15 protein-coding genes are annotated in these 17,233 nt (G+C 38.0%); 8 read left to right on the plus strand and 7 right to left on the minus strand.

Annotated features, from left to right (window positions below; translation table 11 throughout):
- The first annotated feature begins 12 nt into the window (after positions 1–12).
- Complete coding sequence (locus tag AWW73_RS14210; RefSeq protein ID WP_016146037.1) at positions 13–1,758, plus strand: hypothetical protein; 1,746 nt, start codon at positions 13–15, stop codon at positions 1,756–1,758.
- Positions 1,755–3,866 carry an EAL domain-containing protein gene (locus AWW73_RS14215; protein WP_081409646.1) on the plus strand — a complete coding sequence of 704 codons (2,112 nt, stop codon included), beginning with the start codon at positions 1,755–1,757 and terminating at the stop codon, positions 3,864–3,866. Before AWW73_RS14210 ends, AWW73_RS14215 begins: the two co-directional genes overlap by 4 nt.
- Positions 3,867–3,928: 62 nt before the next feature.
- On the opposite strand, the gene rpmE is transcribed toward AWW73_RS14215, so the two are convergent.
- The 4 genes from rpmE to AWW73_RS14235 all read right to left on the minus strand — a co-directional run bounded on the left by rpmE (position 3,929) and on the right by AWW73_RS14235 (position 8,053).
- The gene (gene rpmE / locus AWW73_RS14220) at positions 3,929–4,153 is read right to left on the minus strand and encodes a 50S ribosomal protein L31 (RefSeq protein ID WP_001200845.1); all 225 of its coding nucleotides are present in this window, start codon (positions 4,151–4,153) and stop codon (positions 3,929–3,931) included.
- A gap of 196 nt (positions 4,154–4,349) precedes the next feature.
- A complete protein-coding gene (locus tag AWW73_RS14225) occupies positions 4,350–5,321 on the minus strand; it encodes a bile acid:sodium symporter family protein (RefSeq protein ID WP_081173098.1) in 972 nt (323 codons plus the stop codon).
- 133 nt (positions 5,322–5,454) lie between these two features.
- Positions 5,455–5,856 carry a lactoylglutathione lyase gene (gene gloA / locus AWW73_RS14230; protein WP_062849980.1) on the minus strand — a complete coding sequence of 134 codons (402 nt, stop codon included), beginning with the start codon at positions 5,854–5,856 and terminating at the stop codon, positions 5,455–5,457.
- A gap of 22 nt (positions 5,857–5,878) precedes the next feature.
- Positions 5,879–8,053 carry an AmpG family muropeptide MFS transporter gene (locus AWW73_RS14235; protein WP_081409640.1) on the minus strand — a complete coding sequence of 725 codons (2,175 nt, stop codon included), beginning with the start codon at positions 8,051–8,053 and terminating at the stop codon, positions 5,879–5,881.
- A gap of 165 nt (positions 8,054–8,218) precedes the next feature.
- On the opposite strand from AWW73_RS14235, the gene AWW73_RS14240 reads away from it, so the two are divergent.
- A complete protein-coding gene (locus AWW73_RS14240; protein WP_062849981.1) occupies positions 8,219–10,837 on the plus strand; it encodes a Lon protease family protein in 2,619 nt (872 codons plus the stop codon).
- Between the two features lie 51 nt (positions 10,838–10,888).
- Here the strand turns inward: AWW73_RS14240 and AWW73_RS14245 are convergent, their stop codons facing one another.
- The 3 genes from AWW73_RS14245 to surE form a co-directional block, all read right to left on the minus strand.
- Positions 10,889–11,818, minus strand: a complete 930-nt coding sequence (locus AWW73_RS14245; RefSeq protein WP_002118686.1) for a LysR family transcriptional regulator — start codon at positions 11,816–11,818, stop codon at positions 10,889–10,891.
- A 102-nt stretch (positions 11,819–11,920) separates the two neighbouring features.
- Complete coding sequence (locus AWW73_RS14250; RefSeq protein WP_062849982.1) at positions 11,921–12,748, minus strand: peptidoglycan DD-metalloendopeptidase family protein; 828 nt, start codon at positions 12,746–12,748, stop codon at positions 11,921–11,923.
- Positions 12,749–12,859: 111 nt separating this feature from the next.
- A complete protein-coding gene (gene surE / locus AWW73_RS14255) occupies positions 12,860–13,630 on the minus strand; it encodes a 5'/3'-nucleotidase SurE (protein WP_062849983.1) in 771 nt (256 codons plus the stop codon).
- A gap of 101 nt (positions 13,631–13,731) precedes the next feature.
- On the opposite strand from surE, the gene AWW73_RS14260 reads away from it, so the two are divergent.
- From AWW73_RS14260 to AWW73_RS14280, 5 genes are all read left to right on the plus strand, one after another.
- Positions 13,732–14,103, plus strand: coding sequence for an MCR_0457 family protein (locus AWW73_RS14260; protein ID WP_016140367.1), 372 nt, complete (start codon positions 13,732–13,734; stop codon positions 14,101–14,103).
- A 154-nt stretch (positions 14,104–14,257) separates the two neighbouring features.
- Positions 14,258–14,680, plus strand: coding sequence for an MCR_0457 family protein (locus AWW73_RS14265; protein ID WP_016146046.1), 423 nt, complete (start codon positions 14,258–14,260; stop codon positions 14,678–14,680).
- A gap of 126 nt (positions 14,681–14,806) precedes the next feature.
- On the plus strand, positions 14,807–15,955 hold the full coding sequence (gene dacC / locus AWW73_RS14270; protein ID WP_016146047.1) for a D-alanyl-D-alanine carboxypeptidase PBP5/6: 1,149 nt from the start codon (positions 14,807–14,809) through the stop codon (positions 15,953–15,955).
- 90 nt (positions 15,956–16,045) lie between these two features.
- Positions 16,046–16,597, plus strand: coding sequence for a gamma carbonic anhydrase family protein (locus AWW73_RS14275; protein ID WP_062849984.1), 552 nt, complete (start codon positions 16,046–16,048; stop codon positions 16,595–16,597).
- Between the two features lie 144 nt (positions 16,598–16,741).
- Positions 16,742–17,230 carry an NUDIX hydrolase gene (locus tag AWW73_RS14280; RefSeq protein WP_016146049.1) on the plus strand — a complete coding sequence of 163 codons (489 nt, stop codon included), beginning with the start codon at positions 16,742–16,744 and terminating at the stop codon, positions 17,228–17,230.
- Positions 17,231–17,233 lie beyond the last annotated feature (3 nt).

Here is a 17,233-nt window from a genome sequence, read left to right on the forward strand (position 1 = left end):
ATATAATAAGTGATGATGAATAATGCGCTGTCGGACATTTTTCACAATCAAACCGAACTCACTCGTGAACGGTTAAGCTTTTGTGAAGCCAATATTAAAGATCTTAATGAATGGGTCACTACCCTTTCTATTATGCAACTTGGCGATACGTCAAAAGCATTATTCACAGCCATTTTAGAGCTCAACGAGTTAAAATGTAGTGAGACGCTACGTTTCGATCTCATACAAACGCTTCATCCGACCATTAATAATGTACTCGCCAGCCTAGAGAAAAACTTCTTTAACCAAGGCGTGATTAGTACAGACCGTAATGAGCACATTATTGAATTAGCAATGTTGCTCCGCTGCTATTTTGCCAGTATTTATTTAAATATTGCGCAAAACAGTCATGAGCAACTCCAGCATCAAAAGTTTTCACTCTTTGCTTATAAACAAAAAAAGAATTTGCAAACGGCACGCACCTTATCGACTTTTCATGCTCTAAAGCAGTTAACGAGTCTTCTATATCAACAGCATATGCTCTATAGCGAGCCGCTTAAAGGTCAATGGTTAATTGCGCATCAGCTTTATGAAACCGCAGTTCAACATAAATACCATCTCATCAATATTAACCATATTCAGGGTATTCAACATCCTCTAGCGAATATCACTCAGGCCTATGCTCAACTGATTTTGCTGGATATTTTAAATACCAACCAGATTCGCCAGTCAGAGATTCAGGCACTATTTCAATGTAGTTTTGACTGGGCAAGAATGATTCATATTTTGCCGAAAGATACCGCGTTAACGAAATATGTGGTCGATCCAAATAAAGACCACCCCCCTGTTTATAATACAAAGCGTAGCTCTAACTTTAACCCGAGCATCTTTATTGGTACGCAAGCTTTGCTTGAGCATGTCACTGCAACCATGCATAAAAATGCTCAATATATTTCTAAGAATGAAAAGTTTTATTTAAGCCCAGCTTTAAAGTTTCATGTTCAAACGATTTTAGGAACCACGGCTCAACGTCGTCATGAACGTTATGAGTACAATGCAGAGCTTCAAATTTGTTTTGGATTAAGCACTGCTCACTTCTATCTGTCGAAAGCAAAAAACTTTGAAGAAACGCTACAGCTTAACCATAACTATAACTTACAAAGTGAATCTAAAGTTTTATCCAACTTAGAGAAAAAAGAGCAATCAACCAGCTCTTATCAGCGCTTGAGTCGTGAGAGCAAAACCATCTATCAAACTACGGTTCTTGATATTAGTGTCAATGGATACCGTATTAAATGGTCTGGCGAAGCACCGAAAAACTTAAGAACCGGTGAATACATTTTAGTTAAAGAGACTTTGCACGGACAATGGCGAGGCGGGGTGATTCGCTGGATTAAGCAATCGACAGAAAAATCCCTAGAGTTAGGTTTAGAAATTTTGTCGCAAGCCATGTTCCCTTGTTCAGTGCATATTCAAGCTGAGCGCCATACTCGCAATTATCATCCCGCACTATTACTACAAACACAAAATCTAGAAGAAATACAAAACACACTTATTTTACCGGGCTCTCAAATTTTTAGAGAGCAACAAACAATTCATTTACGATTGGGGACAGAAGAAATCAAAGTGTATCTACTCAAAGCACAACTCATTACGCAAAGTTTTATTCAATTTCATTTCGAGCTTTTGAATGAGCAGCAACAAGGTCTGCTTGATCAGTTCATGATGAAAAAGGGTAATAACTCTAGCACTCAAGATTTATGGGAAGCACTAAAGTGAGAAACTCTTTATTATCTAAAAAGTTAAAACGTACTGAAACACGTTTACTCATTATTGATGACAACCAGCTACGTTATAACCAGATTTTAAATTTATTATTGGGGAATGATTATCAAGTTCAGGCATTATTACTTGATGATTTAAAAAGTTTTGAAAAACAGTTAAATACGCCATGGGATGCTATTATTTTTGGTCGTGCTTATGACCTAAAAATTGAACAAACTCTCTCCCTTATTCAAGCATCTGAACAGCCAAATTTACCTGTTTTATTATTACAACCTGAAGATTATCAACCTCAGCAATATCAGGCGTATATTCAAAAAGGCATTTATGATGTAGTTCCATTAGAACCATTAGATTATTTTTATATCACTCTTATTCGGACGTTGTCATATAGCCAGTTATTACAAACCGAACAACGCCTGACCAATGAGTTAGAAACGATTCACTCTCATACACAAACATTGGTCAATAACAGCCATAAAGCAGTTGCCCTTTTTCAAGAAGGCATGCATGTCAAGGCAAACACAGAATATCTCAACCTTTTTGGTTTTAAGCAAGAAGACGAGATTATTGGTCTGCCCATCTTAGATGTTTTACAACCTGATGATTTAAATGTTTTTAAACAAAGATTTAAGAAAATTTCATTAGGCCAATTCGATCAGGCACGTTTTGAAATTCAAAGTCAACATGCAGCAATTGCAGGTAACAATGCTCTAAAACTGGAGTTTATTCCGAGTCAGGAAGAAGATGCTGTACAGTTGACCATTGATTACCAACTAGATTTAGCAACACCTGCAAATACACTTTTTTCAGAAAAAAATTACAATGTCATTACACCATGGCAACAGATTAATCGTCAGCTAACGACACACCCTGCTCAAGCCAACGCGTTAATTTTATTTCGCTTAACTCAGTGCCCAGAACGAGTATTTCAACAAGATTGGCAAACTCCTGCACAATATTTCAATCAGCTGCAAAGTTTCTTAAAAGAACACGCACAAATGCCGATTTTTAATATTGAACTTGGTGCCTATGTTGGCGTTTTACAAGCTGAAAACAGCACAGTCCTTAACTCTCAACTGGCTGGTCTGCAAAGTTTGCAAAAAGAGCATTTATTAAAGATCAATGAGCTTAACTACTCAATCCAGTTTAAGCTGAGCTATGCTCCAATTACTGAACCTTTAAATGAAGATAGTTTTGCAAAGCTACTTGAGCAAACAAGTCAGCAAGAGCTACCTAAGGCGCAGGCAGAAATTGAGTTGGCCCCAACCATTGATATTATCTCTCCTGAGCCTACCAACTCGCCTATATCGCTTGATCTAAGCCTTGAGCAAGTTGATGCTCCTTTGCAATCTTCGTTATTGCAGCAATTAAAGCAGCAACTAGCTCGAAGTGAAATTCATTTAAAATATCAGCAGATCTACGATAAACACGATCAAGAAACCCATAACTATGAGGTAACTAGCGGTTTTATTAGCGATGAACAATGGTATGACATAAATGATTTGGCTGAATTAAGAGAAGACAGTGAACTTTCTATCCAATTAGATCGCTGGATTTTGGTTGAGGCATGTAAGCAACTACATAATTTTATTACTCAGTACCCTAAAGCTAAACTGATTATTAACCTAAATATCGATATCTTGCTTAAAGATAAATCCTTCCCTGAGCTAATTTCAAAACTACTCACCATTATTGGTAGTAAGCTTGAAAGCCCACTGGTTTTACAATTTTCAGAACAAGCGATTCAGCCTCATCTTGTAATTGTCCAGCAACACATCGCTCGCTTACGTCAACACGGCGCAGAAATTTCGATTCGGGATTTCTCTTCTTCTATGTATAGTGAATCAATATTGCAACAACTAGACGTTCAATATTTAAAACTGCAATCGAAGAAAACAGAGCTATTAAACTCAGATGATGGTCTAACACGCTTACAAGAAAAGGTTTTGAACTATTTGACTGTAAAACCTGTGGGGATTTTACTGAGTGATCTAGATGACATGAACTTATTTGCTAACGCTTGGAATGTGGAAACGCGTTTCTTACAAGGTCGCTATTTCCAGAAAAAACTTGATCGTTTAACAGACGTACAAGACCAATAATGGTCTTGTATTGAAAAACAAAAAACGGGCATAAAGCCCGTTTTTTGTTTCGTGTTGCAGTATTAACGCTTGATAGAGCGAGACATACCAGCAAAACGTTGTTTGAATTTGTCGATACGACCACCAGTGTCTACATTCTTTTGCTTACCAGTATAGAATGGGTGGCAAGCTGAACATACGTCAAGGTAGATAGTTTCTTTACCTAAAGCAGAACGAGTTTCGATTACGTTACCGCAAGAACAAGTTGCAACTAATTTTTCATATTTTGGGTGAATATCGGCGCGCATCGTCGATTACTCCTAATTGGAAGAAAGGCTTAAGCTGTCATCGCAATTGATCACTCTCAACTAAGTTGAGGACAGGCTCAAAATGAGCAGATCAACACCACAACAGACCATTCTTTTGGCCCACCGAAACCTCTAGGGTTAGAGCTAAGCACAACAAGTGGGCAACATTATACGTCAAATAATTTTCTTTTGCGAATTAATCTTTCGATTTAGCCCAGTAATTTGCAATCACGCCACACACCATTAATTGGATTTGGTGAAAGATCATAATAGGTAACACAATCATACCTAAAGGCTGGCCAATAAATAAGATTTGTGCCATCGGAACACCACTTGCTAAGGTCTTTTTTGAACTACAAAAGAAAACCGTGACCTGATCTGCTCGGTTAAAACCTAAAGCACGCGGTAGATAAAGTGCTAATAGCATAATGATCGTTAAAAGTACTGAACACGCAATTGTGAGAATCAGTAAAGTTTTCCAACTTACTTGATGCCAAAGCCCTGCGACCACTGCCCCACTAAATGCGCCATATACCACCATCAAAATTGAGCCCTGATCGAAAGCTCTAACAATACTTGGAACTTTTGCCATATAAGGGAAAATATAAGGGCGTAATAATTGACCTAAAATAAATGGCACTAACAGTAATAATGTAATTTGTATAATTGAGGTCGTCGGGTCAAATCCATGTTGGCTTTGGCCTAAAATAAAAAAGCTCACCAATACTGGTGTAATAAACATACCAATCAAGTTCGAAAAAGATGCACTACACACCGCTCCCGCCACGTTCCCTTTTGCTACTGATGTAAATGCAATAGAAGATTGAACTGTAGAGGGTAAAAAGCACATAAATAAAAACCCCCAGTACAACTGTTGACCTAACAGAGGTAACAGAATTGGCTTAGCCAATAAACCAATTACGGGGAAAATAAAGAAAGTAAAAGCGAAGACAAGTACATGCATTTTCCAATGCAAAATACCTTCAATCACTGCCTCTCTTGATAGCTTTGCACCATGTAAAAAGAATAGAATTGCAATCGCGACTGTGGTCAGTGTATTGAAATATTGCGCTGCTTGACCACTGACTGGAAAGAATGTTGCGAGTAGTACCATTCCAACCAACAAAATTGTAAATCGATCAAGCGCCAATAACTTCAGCATAGCCATATCCTATGATTATTTTAGATAAATAAAAAACCCAGTTGATAAATTGACCATTTGGTCAAGCCTTCATCATACTGGGCTAAAAAAATAAAGCTAGGCTTTTAAGAACTAAATCTTAAAGCGTCACAGTCAATTTTTAGTTATTTGTCGCATTAGCATCTTGTTGAATCAATTCGACTTTATAACCGTCTGGATCTTCAACAAATGCGATCACGGTAATACCACCTTTCATTGGCCCCGCTTCACGCACAACTTTGCCACCACGTGCTTTTATTTCTTCACACGCTTTGTAAGCATCATCAACACCAATGGCAATGTGACCATAGGCATTGCCTAAATCATAACTTGATGTATCCCAGTTATGGGTAAGCTCAAGCACGGTATTGGTTTCTTCATCACCATAGCCAACAAATGCCAGTGTAAAGCGCCCTTCTTCATAATCACGCTTACGAAGTAACTTCATCCCTAATACTTCGGTATAGAACTTTAAAGATTGTTCTAAATTGCCTACTCGCAACATTGTATGAAGCATTCGCATATATTTATCTCCTAGGAAACTTTCATTTTGATGATTGATTAGCCAACAACTTACCTACCCAAATCACGAGTAATAAAATTGGTAATCCCATCAAAAATGTAGCCGTAAAAAAGCCTGAATAACCGATATGATTCACTATTGTACCTGAGTAACCACCAATCGTTTTTGGTAATAACAGCATTAGCGAGCTAAAAATAGCATATTGCATGGCAGTAAATGACACACTAGTTAAACTAGAAAGAAATGCGATAAATACTGCCCCAGCTAATCCAGAGGCTAAGTTATCAAATATGATGCCCATTACTAACCAAACTTTACTGTAAGGAACAACTACTTTTCCTTTCAATTCGATATCAATATTTTTGTCAATCGGAATCGCTGGAATGTCGGATAAACTCATACGATAACGAGGTTGATTTTCTTCGAGTTGTTTTTGATAAGAATGGTTTAAAGTTAAAGTATGTAATTGCTTATTGGCTTCATAATTTGCTTCTACTTGTATTGAATTAAGTTTAGCAAGATCATTTCCGGGAATAATAACATTCCAATCACTACCTTTAATCTTACCTTCTATTTTATTTTGTGAATTCAATAAAATACTAACTGATTTTAGCTCACCATTTTTAGGTAGATTCAATAAACTACCATGAAGAATTACATCTTTTTTCAGCTCATCTTTATATAGAAGATTATCTCCACCAATTGCTTGGACATAAATATCTGGTTGTGATTCTGAGTTAAATAATTTTAATGGAAGGTTTATATTTAAAGGTTCAGCGTATCCTACAGGCTGAGAATTAATTGAGACTTTATTCTGAGCTGTTGTCAATGTATTACTCGGAAATTTTAATGACCAATTTCCCACTTCATCAGGGCTTGCAGTATAAGTTTGATCCCCAATATTAACCTGAACATTTTGCATAGTTGCGCCAGATTTAACTAATCCAACAAAAATCAAGTTGGTAGTGCTTGCTAAAATTGCTCCTAACAACATCATTTTCATCACATTATAGCGTTGCGCTAACATTCCTCCGAGAAAACCACCCAATATGACAAAGAAGATTGCAAAAAACTTATTAAACCAAGCAATTTCCTCTTTATCAAAATTCAAATCTAAATAGAATAAATTAGCCATTACCCCAGCAACGACATCTGAAATACGATAAAAGCCTATTAGTAATAAAATTGCTAAAGCAACTTTTAATCCATATCGCTTAAAAAAATCTAGTAAAGGTGACAACCATGTTTCTACAACAATTTTTTTATTGATTAGACCAAATTTAATTAACCCAAAAATTACAATAACCGCAATTGATATACTAATTAAAAATTTAATGACTAAAAGTAGAAAGTTTAAAAAAGCATCTTCGATAGAAAATGAATCAAAAATTAAACCGATTTGGTAAAAGCTAATTCCAAAAACTATAGTTGAAATAACAAAAACCGCAAATAACTGAAAATAGTCTTTAGCTTGATAGTGATGTTGAATACGTTTAACGTCAGGCTCATGAATAAATAATGTTGTAATTATTCCTATACCCATGAGGCCTGCCATTAATAAATATGTAGTTCGCCAAGCTTCATATATATAATTACCAACAGCTGTACCCAGTGAAGCTGCAAATAATAACGCACCTAATTGTGTAATAATTGTAGCAGTACGATATCCAGCATTATACGTTGAAGCTAAGACAGTTTGTACATTAGGATCTTCAGTTAATTCAATACGATAAGCATCCACAATGATATCTTGTGTAGCTGAAGAGAAGCCAAGGAAAATAGCAGCTGCTGCCATAATGGTCAGATTTGAAAATGAGCCAAAATCAGAAGTGTTCGGTAAGGGATTTGTAAATGCCATTAAACAAATTGCACAGATAACCAAAATTTGTGCAACTAGTAGCCAACTACGTCTTAATCCCATTTTCCTTGTTAAATAAGGAAGTGGTAATTTATCTATCAAGGGGGCCCAAATAAACTTGAACGAATAAGCCAAAGCTGCCCAAGAGAACATTGTAATAGTACTTCTATTAATTCCAGCTTCAGTCAACCAAAATGATAAGGTTGAAAAAATTAGAAATATGGGAATTCCTGAGGAAAAGCCTAAAAACAACATAATAATTGCTCGGCGATCCAAGAAGGCCATAAAAGAACTTCTCCACCCTTTTGATTCAGCACTCATTCGTTTTTTATTTTCCATAAATTATAAATGTGCCTATTCAAACCCTTCTTACAATTGCTTTCAAGATTCTTTATGCAATCAATTTTGTTTTGGCGATAAAAACGGCAAGTTTGCTTGATATTTTATGCTAAACCTGTATACCTTTAAGCTTCAACCTTCGTTTTCTTTTGCTGGATATCAACAGTGACACAAAAACTTGATCAAGTGACCATCTCAACTTTATCACTCGCTAAAACAAACACCACAAACGTCACAATAAATGCATTTCCTTCAGCTTTTGAGCAACCTGATATAAAAATGACTTTGGATAAAACAGCCTTAAAACCCGAACAACTTACGCATATTCCAGATTTTGAAAATATTCCAGCTTCTACAAAACGTATAAAACCGCTTAATAACTTTTTAGGGCAAGACCGTGCCAAAGCATCGGTAGAAGCAGGTATTTCTTTACCTTACTCTGGCTATAACATTTTTGCAGTAGGAACAGCAGGCTTGGGTAAACGCACCATGATTAAGCGTTTACTCCAACAACATGCGAAAACGATGCCAACACCTGATGACTGGGTATATGTCTATAATTTCAAACAAGCCCGTCAACCGATTGCCCTACGCTTCCCTGCTGGACAAGGAACCAAGTTTCAACATACCCTTCATCAAACTTGGCAAATTATTTTAAAACAGCTTGAACGCCGTTTTAGTGCCGAGACCTATCATAACCGTATTGAACGTATCCGTGAGGAAACTGGAGATGAACAGCAACAAGCGCTTGTCGAGTTAACCAAAGAAGGTGAAGAACTCGACTTAAAACTCATCTCCCGCAATGAAAAGCATGGCTTTGTACCTGTGCAAGTAAAAGATGATCAGGTACAAGAACTGACTCAAACAGAAATTGATGCTTTAAACACTAAGCAACGTGCTGAAATTGCGGCGAATGTTCGCTACATGGATAAGAAGCTTGAGCGTCTTGGTTTGCATTTAGGTGATTTAGAAGATGACGCACGTGACAAAGTCTCTGTGTTAAATCGAGACATCGCGACCCAAGTGGTTAGGCCACGCATGGATTTGATTTTAAATAAATATGGTCAAGTTAAAGGCCTTGAAGATTATTTAAAACAATATGCTCAAGATGTAATTGATAATGTTGAACTCATTTTAGAGCAAGAAGAAGATGACTTTGCTCCAGCAATGTTCAATCGCGTGCCTGCACGTTATCAAGCCAATGTGATTGTCTCAAACAAACCAAACAGTGGCGCACCGGTTATTTTTGAAGATTTCCCAACGCACTACAACTTACTCGGTCATGTTGAACAACTTACTCACAACGGCACAATTACCACAGATTTCACTCTCATTCGTCCAGGTGCTCTACATCAAGCGAATGGTGGCTTTTTGATGCTTGAAGCTGAGCAATTACTTGAACAGCCTTATGCATGGCAGGGTTTAAAACGTGCCTTAAAATCAGGCCAGCTCAAGCTTTCTTCTCTTGAACATATGCTGACGTTAACAGGATCTATCTCGATAGAACCTGCTGCGGTTCCGCTTGATATTAAAGTGGTTCTTATGGCAGAACCTGAAATTTATTATGAAATTTTAGAAGTAGAACCAGAGCTTGGCAGTGTATTTAAAATTCGTGCAGATTTTACCGATACTCTGCAACGTAATGACGAAAATGAACAAGCCTACATGCAGCTAATTGCTGATTATGTACAAGCGGATAAATTACTTCCGTTTGACCGTAGTGCTTTAGCAGCTTTACTTACCGATTCAAGTCGTCAGGCAGAAGACCAAAGCTCACTGTCGTTACATGCTTCTACTTTGGGCGATCTCATTCGCGAAGCACATCACCATGCTTTTAAAGCCAATGAGAAGATTGTAAGCGACCAGCACATTAACTTGGCACTACAACACAGACAATATCGCTTAGGCTATTTAAGAGAACTTTACTGGCAAGATCTGTCACGTGGAACTCAGTTAATCGAAACTTCAGGTCATCGTTTAGGTCAAATCAATGCCCTCTCTGTCATTCACTATGCAGATGTTGAGTTTGGTTTACCTTCACGTTTGACTGCATCAGTCTATCAAGGTGGCGGCGATATTCTTGATATTGAACGTAGTGTAGAACTTGGTGGTTCACTGCATGCCAAAGGCGTGTTGCTCATGTCTAGCTTCTTGAAAGCTCACTTTGGTCGTGAACAGATTTTACATTTCTCTGCTGCGCTTGCATTTGAACAAAGTTATGGTCAAGTAGACGGCGACAGTGCAACTGTAGCTGAACTTTCTGCATTAATTTCTGCAATTAGCCAAATACCAATTGATCAGTCATGGGCAATTACGGGTTCTATGAACCAGTTAGGCCAAGTTCAACCAATTGGTGGTGTAAATGCAAAAATTGAAGGCTTCTATGATGCTTGTAAATTACAAGGCTTAACTGGCAAACAAGGTGTCATCATTCCACGTCAAAACATGCAGCATTTGATGTTACGCCAAGATGTGATTGATGCGGTACAAAGTGGTCAATTCCATATCCATGCGATTGATACGATTGATCAGGCGCTTGAGATTTTAATGGCCCGCCCTGTCGGTACACTCGATAAAAAAGGTAAGTACAGTAAACACTCTATTTATGCTGCTGTAATGGAGCAACTTGAATATTGGCAAGCCATTGAAGATGGCGCAGAAATTGAAGAAGAACCAAAGAAGAAAAAGAAAAATAAGAAAAAAATTAAGAAGCATGAAGAACTTACTGCGGAAGATCTACCACAAGAAAGTGTAGAAGAAGTCGCAACCTTAAAACAGAAGTAATAAAAAAGGGCCTGTCAAATACAGGCCCTTTTTACTTTTAGAGGGGCAAAATTAGCGAACGATTTGGATCGCTCGTCCTCCTGCTAACTGACTAAAGTATTGTTTAAGTGCTTCAACACAGCGCTGAATTTTCATTGGCTGTTGGTCATGCTTGGCAACTTCTGCATACAAAGTAAAAGTTGGTAATTTCCAATCTGGCATGAGTTCAATCAAAGAACCATTTTTTAATTCTTTCTGAGCATCTAAATATAAAATTCTTGCAATCCCATGTCCTTGCTGACATAACGCTTTCGCAACTTGTAAATTATTGCTCTGCAAACGGCTTTGCATTTCAACATTCAGCGTTTCACCCGTTTTTACATGTTGAAAATGGAAATGGTGCGCGTCATTCATGACATTAATTGATAATAACTCGTGATCTCTTAAATCATTAGGATGCACAATTGGACTAGATTGATTTAAATAACTTGGAGAAGCTACTAAAATCTGATCGACAAAAGCCATCGGAATAACAGAGCTGCTTTCTTCTACCGGCGTAGAACTCATACGCACTGCAATATCAATTCGCTCTTCAATTAAGTCGATATAACGATGCCCAACTTCAAAATGCACAGATAAACCGCGATGAGCTGACATCCAGTGAGATAACGCAGGAATGAGGTGCTGAACTGCTAAATCAGGAGTAGTTGCGATACGCAAATCCCCAATTAAGTCATCCCTCAACTCATTAATTCTGATTTTCCCTCTTTCAGCAGCCGCCAACATTTCTTGACAGCTTGAAAAAAAAGCCTGTCCGGCTTCTGTCAAACTGAGTTTACGCGTAGAGCGATGTAATAGAATTACATCCATTTCATGCTCAAGGGAGCGAATCTGCTGGCTCACCGCACTTGTTGTAATTCCTAATTCACGTGCCGCACCACTAAATGAACTTTTTTCAACCACACAAGCAAAAACACCCATCGCACGAAGCTGATCTAACATAGGTTTCCTCAAATCTAATTCTAAATTTATAAAAAAATGCTTATTGTTGTAATGAAAGCAACCAATTATATTATACGAGGAAACCTAAGTTTTATGCATTAGCTATTTTGGTAAAAGATTTATAGGATTAATTGGTTTTCCATCCAAACGGATCTGGAACTCAAGCATGACCTGAGAAGCCCCAGTAGAGCCCATCTCGGCAATTTTTTGTCCAGCAGTTACATTGTCACCGCTTTTCACCAACATCTTGCTATTGTGGGCATAGGCACTGATATAGCCGTCAATATGCTTAATTAAAACCAGATTGCCGTATTCTTTTAAGCCATCAGCTGCGTAGACAACTTGACCATCTGCTGCGGCATAAATAGGGTCACCCTGATTTCCACCATAACGGATTCCTTTGACATTATTTGCCAAATTAAAGCCTTGAATCACTGGCCCATTATTCGGTTTTATCCAGCGTAAGCTAGAATTTGGTGCAACCGAAGTCACTGTCGTATTCGTTGATGGTGCAGTAGTTGTAGGCGGAGTTACCGGTGTAACAGGCTGTGTGGTTGGTAAAGCAATGGTTTGACGCTTGATTTGCTCAGGCTGTGTCATCACTTGCGTAGATACTGTTCTTGGTGAAGAACCCTTCTTCAAGCGCAAAGACTGATTAACATAAATGCGATATGGTGGAGCAATATCATTCATTTCGGCAATACTGATATAGTCAAGGCCGTAACGCATTGCGATACCACTTAAAGTGTCACCTGAACGAACTGTGTAATAGTTAGGGGCCATTGCATAGCGAGAACTATTATTAATTTGTGGTTTAGAAGCACATCCAGCCATAACCGCAGTAAAGCCTACTGCTACAGACAGCATCATAATTTTCATTATTTTGTCTTTTTGGATATGCACTCTGCTTTGTTGCCCAATTAAATGCATTGATCTCCCTCACTAAATGCTACAAATCATTTCGGCTAAGAGTACCAAAAAAGTAAGAGGAAACACGTTCCTCTTTTTCTTTATTCACAAAGTTATAACATTCGAAGCAGATTATTGACTCAAACTGAGCTGTAAATCTTCTAAAACGGCGTAATTTGTTGCATCCATTTGAATAGGAGTAACACTTACATAGCCGTTGGCAACCGCAAAGAAATCAGATTGAATCTGACTCGAAACACGTTGCGGATCTGTAACTGCCTCACCTGCTAAACCAATCCAGTATACTTGACGACCTCGTGGATCGACATGACTCGTAATAGGCTTAGATTGAGCACGGCGTCCTTGATAGGTAATCTGTGCTCCTTTTAACTTCGGCACATCAGGAATATTGATATTAAAGATGTGTCGTGGTGGCAATGCCGGTAGCCCGCTTGCGATAAAATCATGTACCCACTGAGCTGCCTGAGCATAATCTTCTTTATCGTTATAGGCACGTACATCAGGACCCGCTAAAGACACGGCAATTGCCGGTTGTTTCATTAAACGACCTTCAAATGCAGCCCCTACTGTTCCAGAATATAAAACATCATCACCCAAGTTTGCACCACTGTTGATTCCGCTCACGACTAAATCGAACTCAAAATCAAACAATCCATTCATGGACAAATAAACACAATCTGCTGGCGTACCATTCACTGCCCAGACATCTTCGGCAATTTGAATTGGGCGTAATGGTCGATCCAATGTTAACGCACTTGAGAAACCACTTCTTTCACTTTCTGGTGCAACCACAACCACACGTCCAAGTGGACTTAATGCTTCAGCTAAAGCCTGTATACCTGGCGCAAAAACACCGTCATCATTCGCTATCAGAATATTCACTAAAATCTTTCTCTACAAATAAACCTAAAGGTTTTCACAATTGAATTATTTGTTGAATTATATATATTTATGCCTCCATAGCATTATAAAATTGTGAAAAAATGAAAACTTTCGCTCCTTTTTTTCAGGTATTGGGGATCAGTATCACATTGTGTACGCAAGCGGTTTTTGCAGATGAGGATATTTCAACACAAGAGGCTGATAGCTTAATTAAAGATGACATTGCCGCAACACAAGTTTTGCAGGAAATCTGCCCGGCTTTCGTCGGAACAAATAAAAAACTTGAGTCAAATGCTCAAAAAATTATTGCAATGTATCTAAGTGGTTATTCAAATAAATCAATGACCTTAAATACTCTACAAAACGATGCTGAATTTAAAACTCTATTAAATGAAGCACGTCTTGCGGCAAAACAAATGGACCATCATGAACAACATGAGCTCTGCGAAGAGATTGTTAATTATAAGGAATAGATCTTACTCTTTTGTGATATAGAGACTTAGCCATTTTTGGTTTTCTGCTTGGTATTAAGCAGAAAACCAACATAACAATACATTTTTTCCATTTTTTTAAAATCTAAATTGGTTAAGCTAAGCGGATATTTGAAAATTTTATTTTGGGTTATCAATGTTTATGAAGAAAAGCTTAGTTCAATCGCTCTCTTTGGTTTTACTTATGAGCATGGCAACAGTTGGTTTTGCTGCTGATAAGAAGAAAACAACTGAAAAGAAAACCGAAAATGAAAATGTTGTTGAAGTGACTCCACAACAAGGCACAACTCCCGAAGAATTAGCAGCAATCCAAGTACTTTCTGAAATTTGCCCAGATCTTATTGGTAAAAAAGACACTGATTTTGCTCAAGGTTATGAACGTTTAGTTAAAGACTACCTACCAAATGAGTCTGATGCCGTTTCTGCATTAGAAAAACGTAGTAAAGACAAAGGGTTCAAAAAATACTTAAAAGAAGCTCGTAAAGATGCAAAAGCTGCGGGTGATGAGCAAAACACTTTAGTTTGCCAAGACGTGAAAGCATATCAATCGCAAAACTAAATTAGCAAAAAACTCTTGAGTTACAATACTGTTTGAAAAAGCCGACTTCCCCCATAGAAGTCGGCTTTGCTTTATCCTAAAATGCTAGGCTCTTCTGCTTCATACAAGATATTGGAATTACCTAGAATGACTCGAAAAAGCGCTATTGCTGCACTACTCCTCTTACCAAGTTTTTCTTATGCAGCAACTGTCTTATCAGCTCCGCCAGAATTAAATAATAAGTCTTATGTATTAATGGATTATGAGACAGGACAAATTCTCGCTTCTAAAAATGAAAACGAAAAGCTTGCACCTGCGTCTATGACAAAAATGATGACCAGTTACATCATTGAACAAAAATTATTAAAAGGTGAACTGACTGAAAATGAACAGGTTCGTATGAACGAGTCTGCGTGGTGTAAAGGAAGTAGCTCTGAATCGTGTATGTACGTTCCTTTAAATGGCACAGCAACTGTTCTAGAAATGCTTCGCGGTATTATTATCCAGTCAGGTAATGATGCATCAAAAGCAATGGCTGAACATATTGCCGGAAATGAAGGCACGTTTGCTCATATGATGAATCAGGAAGCAAAACGTATCGGCATGGTAAACACTCAGTTTATTAACTCAACCGGTATGCCTGCTGAAGGACACTATTCAACTGCAAAAGATATGGCTGTTTTAGCCCAACATATTATTAAAGACAGTTCAAAATACTACCCAATTTATTCTGAAAAAGAATTTACTTTTAATGGTATTAAACAAGGTAACCGTAATGCCTTGCTTTACACAGACCCAAGTGTAGATGGTTTAAAAACAGGTCATACAGATGAAGCGGGTTACTGCTTAACCACTTCAAGTAAACGCGGTCCAATGCGTTTAGTTTCAGTGATTTTTGGTACTCCAAGCATGTCTGAACGTGCTGACCAAACTCGTGCATTACTGGCTTGGGGTTTCGCTAACTTTGAAACTGCAAATGTTCAACCAGCAAATCAAGTTCTTGCAAAAGCAAAAGTTTGGTTTGGTAAAGAAGATGAAGTTCAAGTTGGTTTAGCTGAAAACTTTAGTGTGACTATGCCTAAAGGCAAAGCCAACGGTATTAAAACTCAACTGGTAGTTCAACCTAACTTAAATGCACCCCTTCAAAAAGGTCAGGTTGTGGGTAAACTTGTTGCTAGCCTAGATGGCAAAGTAATTGCTGAAAAGCCATTAGTTGCATTAAAGCCAGTTGAAGAAGCAGGCTTCTTTGCTCGTTTAATCGACCATATCAAACAATTCTTCAGCAACTTATTCTAATTTTTGAATAGGTGAATTAAGCACTCATGCTATTTAGCCTGAGTGCTTTTTTATTTTATAATTCGACTAAATTTTATTTCGATACTACTCATGGCAAAGAACGTTCGTCCTTATCTTGAACACCACCCTCAAGTAGATTCAACCTGTTATATCGATGATATGGCGGTTGTGGTTGGTGACGTTAGCTTAGCTGAAAATGTTTCTGTCTGGCCTTTTGCAGTCATCCGTGGTGACGTAAATAGTATTCAAGTTGGCAAAAATAGTAACGTACAAGACCATTGTATGTTGCACGTTAGCCATAAAAATGACACTAAACCGAATGGTTCACCTCTGATTATTGGTGAAGATGTAACAGTTGGCCACCATGTGACCTTACATGGCTGCACCATCGGTAACCGTGTTTTAGTCGGAATCAATACCGTTATTTTAGATGATGTGGTGATTGAAGATGATGTGATGATTGGTGCGGGAAGTTTAGTTCCGCCACGCAAAATCTTAAAAAGTGGTTATCTCTATGTAGGAAGTCCTGTACAACAAGTACGACCACTCACCGAAAAGGAACTCGCATTTCTTCCTTATTCAGCAAGACATTATGTAAAAGTGCAAAATAATCATAAAGCTGCACAAGCAAATCAGGATTAATCATCTACCTTGTTTGTGAGTAATAAAAATTCTGCTTTTTAAACGATATGGTTTTGTCGTATTGCTCATATCGTTTAGCAGATCACCGTAGCCAAAAACCCCTAAATTTCGTATTATACGTCTTTTAAATCATGGTGCTTTTTTATGGCCGCATGGACTCCTCATGTCACCGTTGCTACAGTCGTAGAAAAAGACGGACGCTATCTTTTTGTAGAAGAGCATAGCGAAGGTTTTGTACACACGGTATTTAACCAACCTGCAGGTCATGTGGAGTGTGGTGAGTCATTAACTGAAGCTGCCATTCGAGAAACACTTGAAGAAACAGGTCATCATGTTGAAATTGATGCCTTGCTTGGTATTTATACTTATACCCCGCCAATGTTTCCCGATCGCACATACTACCGCTTCTGTTTTCTAGCACATGTCACTCAAGTTGAAAGTAATGCTCAACTTGATACAGATATTGTCGCTGCTGTGTGGATGACACCAGATGAACTCAAAGAATCTGCCCGTGCCCGTAGTCCTCTTGTGCTAAAAGCAGTTGAAGATGCTATGAAAGGCCACCATTATCCTCTATCGCTTATTTATGAGCACCCCTTCTCTCCCTCATTAACTTCTCATTTGGATGCCTAGTCC

Source organism: Acinetobacter lactucae, from assembly GCF_001605885.1.
GTDB classification, from domain to species: Bacteria; Pseudomonadota; Gammaproteobacteria; order Pseudomonadales; family Moraxellaceae; genus Acinetobacter; species Acinetobacter lactucae.

Excerpts from the sequence above, each read along its gene's own strand:
- AWW73_RS14260 (WP_016140367.1), top strand. The coding sequence starts at position 13,732 with ATGAAAACTTTCGCTCCTTTTTTTCAGGTATTGGGGATCAGTATCACA.
- AWW73_RS14210 (WP_016146037.1), top strand. The coding sequence starts at position 13 with ATGATGAATAATGCGCTGTCGGACATTTTTCACAATCAAACCGAACTC.
- AWW73_RS14225 (WP_081173098.1), bottom strand. The coding sequence starts at position 5,321 with ATGGCTATGCTGAAGTTATTGGCGCTTGATCGATTTACAATTTTGTTG.
- AWW73_RS14280 (WP_016146049.1), top strand. The coding sequence starts at position 16,742 with ATGGCCGCATGGACTCCTCATGTCACCGTTGCTACAGTCGTAGAAAAA.
- AWW73_RS14245 (WP_002118686.1), bottom strand. The coding sequence starts at position 11,818 with ATGTTAGATCAGCTTCGTGCGATGGGTGTTTTTGCTTGTGTGGTTGAA.
- AWW73_RS14265 (WP_016146046.1), top strand. The coding sequence starts at position 14,258 with ATGTTTATGAAGAAAAGCTTAGTTCAATCGCTCTCTTTGGTTTTACTT.
- gloA (WP_062849980.1), bottom strand. The coding sequence starts at position 5,856 with ATGCGAATGCTTCATACAATGTTGCGAGTAGGCAATTTAGAACAATCT.
- dacC (WP_016146047.1), top strand. The coding sequence starts at position 14,807 with ATGACTCGAAAAAGCGCTATTGCTGCACTACTCCTCTTACCAAGTTTT.
- AWW73_RS14235 (WP_081409640.1), bottom strand. The coding sequence starts at position 8,053 with ATGGAAAATAAAAAACGAATGAGTGCTGAATCAAAAGGGTGGAGAAGT.
- AWW73_RS14275 (WP_062849984.1), top strand. The coding sequence starts at position 16,046 with ATGGCAAAGAACGTTCGTCCTTATCTTGAACACCACCCTCAAGTAGAT.
- rpmE (WP_001200845.1), bottom strand. The coding sequence starts at position 4,153 with ATGCGCGCCGATATTCACCCAAAATATGAAAAATTAGTTGCAACTTGT.
- AWW73_RS14250 (WP_062849982.1), bottom strand. The coding sequence starts at position 12,748 with ATGCATTTAATTGGGCAACAAAGCAGAGTGCATATCCAAAAAGACAAA.